The sequence below is a fragment of the Candidatus Cyrtobacter comes genome (assembly GCF_034470605.1).
GTDB lineage: Bacteria > Pseudomonadota > Alphaproteobacteria > Rickettsiales > Midichloriaceae > Cyrtobacter > Cyrtobacter comes.
Genome location: NZ_JARGYT010000071.1, coordinates 1 through 6,171 on the forward strand (window position 1 = coordinate 1; position 6,171 = coordinate 6,171).

Below are 6,171 nucleotides of genomic sequence, written 5' to 3' on the forward strand. Positions count from 1 at the left end.
GGAAACAACCTTTTATCCATCTAAATACCATATTTATCGCCTCCAATATAATATTGCATCTTTTCCATTATTTGGCAAAACCTTTGTTAACAGTGCCTAGTTTGTTTAAAATAAAATATATCTAGAATTTATATATCGCCAAGCTAGTTTACCGGAAGTGCAGAAAGAGAGTTTTATGCACGCAGTAATAAATCTGCATAAGTTTGCAAAACAAGATATTTGCTAAATACATCTTTGGGCGGTTAATATGTGGCATATAATTAGCCACTTTAGGAAATGTATACAAAGATCTTATCATTTATACTTATTCTGTGTTCCATAATTTTTATCACCGGTCTTCTAATATTAAAATTAGGTTACACAAATACTGAACTAACTACACATTATGAACTATATAACCTAGTTTTTTGGTACTTTAGATCTTGCTGTGAGTTTTTAATGTTACTACTTGGCTTTGCGGCCTTTTTACCCTTTTTATCTATATTAATTCTCTCTTCTAGAAAGATATTTTCTAATCAAAAACTATCTTTGCTTAATATAATTATATTAAATTTATTTGTACTTCCCATTATATCTGCTGCCTTCGCTTTAATTGAAAATATAGCGATCCCAGATGCGGATTTTACAGGCTACGGTGGTATATTAGGTGACTATGTATATGGCGAGCTGCATGATTCGGCTATCCCGAGATATATAATAACATTAGGGTTATTATTCGTTTCTTTTATTGCACTTTTTTTTGTTATTTCTATACCAATAAAAGGCTATATACGATTCTTTTTTTTACTGAGTTATTGTATTGGAATTTTTATTAAATTTTCAATTACCAGATTGAGGTTTATTTTTAGCAAAAAGACACGATCAGAAAACAATACGATAGAGGTAAAAAAAGAATCATTTAAATTGGAACATAATAATAAAGATCTATATAAGCTTCCTGGTACAAATCTATTAAAAAAAAGTGATCTCAAAAATAATACAAATAAAGCAGACCCAAAATATGCTGCAGAGAAGCTAGCCGTTGTCCTTTCTGATTTTGGTATAAAAGGGGAAATAGTTGGATATAAAGTAGGGCCTGTAGTCACTTTATATAGCCTTGAGCCTGCAGCAGGCACAAAAGCATCTAGGGTTATGGGCCTTTGTGATGATATAGCGCGGTCTATGAGTGCTTTTTCAACAAGAATCTCAACTATACAGGGTAAAAACCTACTTGGTATAGAATTACCGAATGATCATAGAGAAATGATATTACTTAGAGATGTTTTGGAATCAGAAGAGTTTTCTTCTAAAAAAGCTACGTTACCACTTGCTCTTGGAAAAGATATTGCTGGCGATATTGTAGTTGCGGACCTTGCAAAGATGCCGCACTTACTTGTTGCTGGTACTACAGGTTCTGGTAAATCTGTTGCTATTAATACAATGATAATGTCAATACTATATAAACATTCACCAGATGAGTGCAAGCTTGTAATGATAGATCCAAAAATGCTAGAACTTTCTGTATATGAGGATATACCACATCTTATATCACCGGTTGTTACTGATTCTAAAAAGGCTGTAATAGCATTAAAATGGCTTGTTAAAGAGATGGAGGAAAGGTATAGGGCTATGTCTGCAATTGGTGTACGTAATATCTCTGGGTATAATACTAAAATCTCCTCATCAAATAACCTATATAAAAAGGTACAAGTAGGTTTTGAAAAGGAAAGTGGTAAACCGCTATATGAAAAAATAAAGATCAAATCAAATATCCTTCCACACATAGTTGTTATAATAGACGAAATGGCTGATTTGATGGTTGTCTCTGGAAAAGAGGTAGAGGCGCAGATACAAAGGCTTGCACAGATGGCAAGAGCTGCTGGTATACATATAATAATGGCCACACAAAGACCATCTGTAGATGTTGTAACAGGTGTAATAAAAGCAAATTTCCCAACCAGAATTAGCTTCCAGGTTACATCGAAAATAGATAGTAGGACAATACTAGGTGAGCAGGGCGCTGAACAATTATTAGGTATGGGAGATATGTTATATATGAGTACAGGTGGCAGGATTGAAAGGGTACATGGTCCTTTTATTGGTGAAGATGAGATAGAAAGAGTTGTAGAATATTGGAAAAAGCAAGGATTACCCCAATATGTGGATGGTATTACAGAAGATGATGAACAAGAGGTAATTCAGAGTTCAGGTGGTGATAAAGATGCAGATTTATATAATGCCGCATTAGAAATTGTACTTAGTGAGAAGAAAGCAAGTACTAGCTATATACAAAGAAAATTAAGAATAGGGTATAATAGAGCTGCGGCTTTAATTGATAGAATGGAGCAAGAAGGAATTGTTAGTGCGGCAAATCACGTTGGGAAAAGGGAGATTTTGAAATAAATCAAGTACAATCCATAAACCTGTGGTGGAGCTAGGCGGGATCGAACCGCCGACCTTTTGAATGCCATTCAAACGCGCTACCAACTGCGCCATAACCCCAAAAACAATTGTAGGCATAATAACAATTTCTCTATTGTACACAAGAAAAAATTTTAGATATGGCTAATAATTCACAAATAAACCCATTTGTATTATTACCTTTTGCACCAACTAAAGATAATGCAAAAAGTATATTGTTGATACAGGTATAAGCCTTTATATTGAATTCAAGTATTGAATTAGATAGTTTTGATGAATAATCCAATAAGGACTAGGTTTGCCCCCAGCCCAACAGGGAGGTTACACATAGGTGGAGTAAGAACCGCTCTATTTAATTGGCTATTTAGCCATAGACATAATGGTAAATTTTTCCTAAGAATTGAGGATACAGATAGAGAGCGTTCAGACCCTCAATTAGTACATCAAATTACACAAAATCTTGAATGGCTAGGCATAAATTGGGATGATGAGATTATATTCCAATCCCAGAGATTAGATCTCTATAAGCAAAAAGTAGATTATCTTGTAAAAAATGGATTTGCATATAGGTGCTACCTTTCACAAGAAGAAATAAATAATATGAAGCTAGAATCTCCTCATGCAAAGATCAAAAGTATATGGCGTGATAAAGATGAGATCATAAAAGGAAAAGATCATGTCATAAGGCTAAAATGTGATTTAGAAGGAATAATTGAATTTCATGATGAGATTAGAGGCTTAATATCTGTTAATAGTACAGAACTTGAGGATCTAATAATACTAAAGTCAGATGGATTTCCTACATATTCACTTGCAGCAGCTGTAGATGATGCAGATATGAAAATATCGCATGTAATAAGAGGTGATGACCATATTACCAATACATTTTATCAAATTATAATATATAGGGCTTTAGGGTGCAAAATACCAAGCTTTACACATATCCCATTAATACATAATAAAATGGGAGAGAAAATGTCTAAAAGAAAGGGTGCTACTGATACTAATGAATATAAAGAAAAAGGCTATCTACCTGAAGCATTAGCAAATTATCTATTGAGATTAGGTTGGGGTAAGGATGATATTGAGATCATTACAATGGATGAAGCAACAAAGATATTTGATCTTGCTGATTTAGGCAGGTCCCCCGCTAGGTTTGATATAGATAAATTAAACTTTTTAAATCATCATTATATTAATATAAAAAGCGATGAGGAGCTTGTATACTTCCTATCTAACAGTCTCAATATACAAGATAAGGAGAAAATACTCAGAATAGAACGTGCTATAAAAGAAATAAAAAAACGTTCTCACACATTAAATGAGCTTCAAGAATACGCCAATTTACTGATTTCAGATGAAATAATCCTAGATGAAAAATGTCAAGATATAGTCATAAGTGGGCTTAATAAAGAATTTTTTAAGAATTTATATAATGTATTACAGAGAGAGGAGAATTGGCAATTAGATTCAATTAAGACAACATGCGAAGCACTTATAGCTCAGAGTAATTTTTCAAAAAATTCAATTATGAAGCAATTAAGGTCAGTTATAATAGGTACATTTAAATCACAAGGCTTATATGATTTTATATATGCACTAGGAAAAGAAGAGGTTCTTAGACGGATTTGTGCCTTGTGAACTTAAATAAAAGAAAATATTTTATAAAGGAGGATAAAGGATCTATACACTCTGTAGAGAGTTTATTACATAAGACCTTTTTCGAAATTCAGCATGATAGATATATCTATCAACTTTGATCATTATTAAAGAACATAAGAATTGTTAAACGCAGTATTTTCGGACATTTGCTACATCTTCAGCGATTTAGACTTGCCAGCATATGCGATGAATTGAAAAACTTTTCACAAAACTTAAATTAACAGCTATCCATAACTAATTCATTAATACCCAGCATATGCGGCCTTACATATTGTATTAAAAACATTACCTACAATATGGCCTAAATTAACATCAGAGCATTGCTCTCTATGGAGGAAATAGATCACAAATTCACGAAGTCTTAATTCGTAATTTGCATTGCCTAATATTTATAGACATAGCTAAAGCTATATAAAATGATTATATAATGAGTCATTTTGTTACACTTAACTCAATGATAACTAAAGTATTTTCAAAGTTAGCCATGTAACTTTTTTATGGAGACTTAGCTATATGTGATATCTATATGGGTAAAACGGAGTTAAGGATGTTTATTAAGTATTCAAGGTGAGTATAATAAGAACCAGTCACGTAAAAGATGAAATGTTGAAAGGAATACAGGCATCAAAAGTGATAAGAATGTCAAACAAATAGTGACACTATTGATAAAGAGTGTGATTTAATAGAAAAAATAATAAATAGGAAAAAGGGGAAGTAGGAGCACCTAAGGACGCAAGAAGGCTATGGGATGCTATGTTTTATGTAACAAAAAATGGCTGTTTTTGGAGAGATTTGCCAAAAGATTTTGAGCCATCCATGGAAAAGAGTTTTCAACTATTTATTTTAATAAGCTAAAACATAGGGGTATAATTGAGGATTTAATGAATGAAACAATGACTAGACGTCAAATCGGCAAGGAATCAAGCATTGGAATTATTAACCGTCAAAAACACGTTCTTTTAAAAAATTAGGAGCAAGGTTATGGCAAAAAGATGGCTGGAAAGAAACGTCATATAGTTCTTGATACTCTCGGCTACCCAATGAAAGTTCATACTCTCCATGATATAGCTAAAGCGGTATAAAATGATTACATAAACAGTAATTTTGTTAAATTTAACCCAATAATAACTAAGCTATTTTCAAAATTAATCATGTGCCATTTTTATGACACTTTAGCTATAGCACTTGTGCAAAATTATTTGGATTAAAGGAAAAATTGGCTAATCAAGATCTTAAATGGTTATCAAGGAGATTTGCGATTTCATCTTCATGGATGTTTACTTACTATAATTAAGTCAGATGATGTGGTTTTAAGGTTCAGCAGTGGAGGCGCTCATTCGCTTGGTAACTTTAGAAGATTATCTAAAGTTTACGAAATCACCACTTCTTCGGCTAATGCTTTTACAGAATTGGCAAAAATTATGATGAAAAATTTGTCAAAAAGTTTACTGGTTCTAAGAATAGAATGGTATGTAGGCTGCAGCGCTATGGACATAGCAAAAAGAATTATAGAAAATGGGATAAGAGCCAAAAATACACAATTAGCGACAGGCTAAAAGTTATAAAATTTGAGTACTGGTGAATTAAGACAATAGAAAAGCTTATAGGAAAAACCATAACAGTCAGATTAATGGATTAGAAAGCCGCGCTATGTGCAAGAAAAGCTAGATAAGAGTCGCAACAGCATACACTGACATGAGATCTTAGAGGTAGACGAGCTATGTATAAAAAAGACCAAAAAGAGAATTCACATTTATATGGATTGCTGTTGATAGAGGATAAGTTATTGATTTTGAATTGATTAAAGGTAAGAAGAGCTTATCTTAAGCTGGCATTAGACCTTAAAGAGCTTTATAAAATAGAGCATTTATATACAGGTGATTATAAATAAGTACTACAAAATCTCCATACACCATTACAAAACAAAAACTTCATTGGTAGAATTAAAGAATTCTTTTAATAAGGCAGGCTCGTTTTAATTTAAAAACAAAGGGCTAGCCCATTAGGAATGGTATGTCACGTTAAGTGTGTAAGTTGAATTTTAAGCCCTACATCTGTCAGGGAACAAGATGTGGAACTGATTGAGAGCTAAGGCCCAATCTCTGATCG

At 32.7% G+C, this 6,171-nt stretch carries 3 protein-coding genes, 1 tRNA gene and 1 pseudogene; 4 read left to right on the top strand and 1 reads right to left on the bottom strand.

Annotated features, from left to right (window positions below):
- Nucleotides 1-276 precede the first annotated feature (276 nt).
- Nucleotides 277-2,382, top strand: a complete 2,106-nt coding sequence (locus tag Cyrtocomes_RS04785) for a DNA translocase FtsK (protein WP_410519705.1) — start codon at nucleotides 277-279, stop codon at nucleotides 2,380-2,382.
- Between the two features lie 23 nt (nucleotides 2,383-2,405).
- Here the strand turns inward: Cyrtocomes_RS04785 and Cyrtocomes_RS04790 are convergent.
- A tRNA-Ala gene (locus tag Cyrtocomes_RS04790) sits at nucleotides 2,406-2,481 on the bottom strand.
- A gap of 192 nt (nucleotides 2,482-2,673) precedes the next feature.
- Here Cyrtocomes_RS04790 and gltX point away from each other — a divergent pair.
- The 3 genes and pseudogenes from gltX (at nucleotide 2,674) to Cyrtocomes_RS04800 (ending at nucleotide 5,618) form a co-directional block, all read left to right on the top strand.
- On the top strand, nucleotides 2,674-4,041 hold the full coding sequence (gene gltX / locus Cyrtocomes_RS04795; protein ID WP_322498058.1) for a glutamate--tRNA ligase: 1,368 nt from the start codon (nucleotides 2,674-2,676) through the stop codon (nucleotides 4,039-4,041).
- A gap of 750 nt (nucleotides 4,042-4,791) precedes the next feature.
- A pseudogene (locus tag Cyrtocomes_RS06165) lies at nucleotides 4,792-4,917 on the top strand (transposase); the annotation flags it as partial.
- Between the two features lie 398 nt (nucleotides 4,918-5,315).
- A complete protein-coding gene (locus tag Cyrtocomes_RS04800; protein WP_322498059.1) occupies nucleotides 5,316-5,618 on the top strand; it encodes a hypothetical protein in 303 nt (100 codons plus the stop codon).
- The last annotated feature ends 553 nt before the right edge of the window (nucleotides 5,619-6,171 follow it).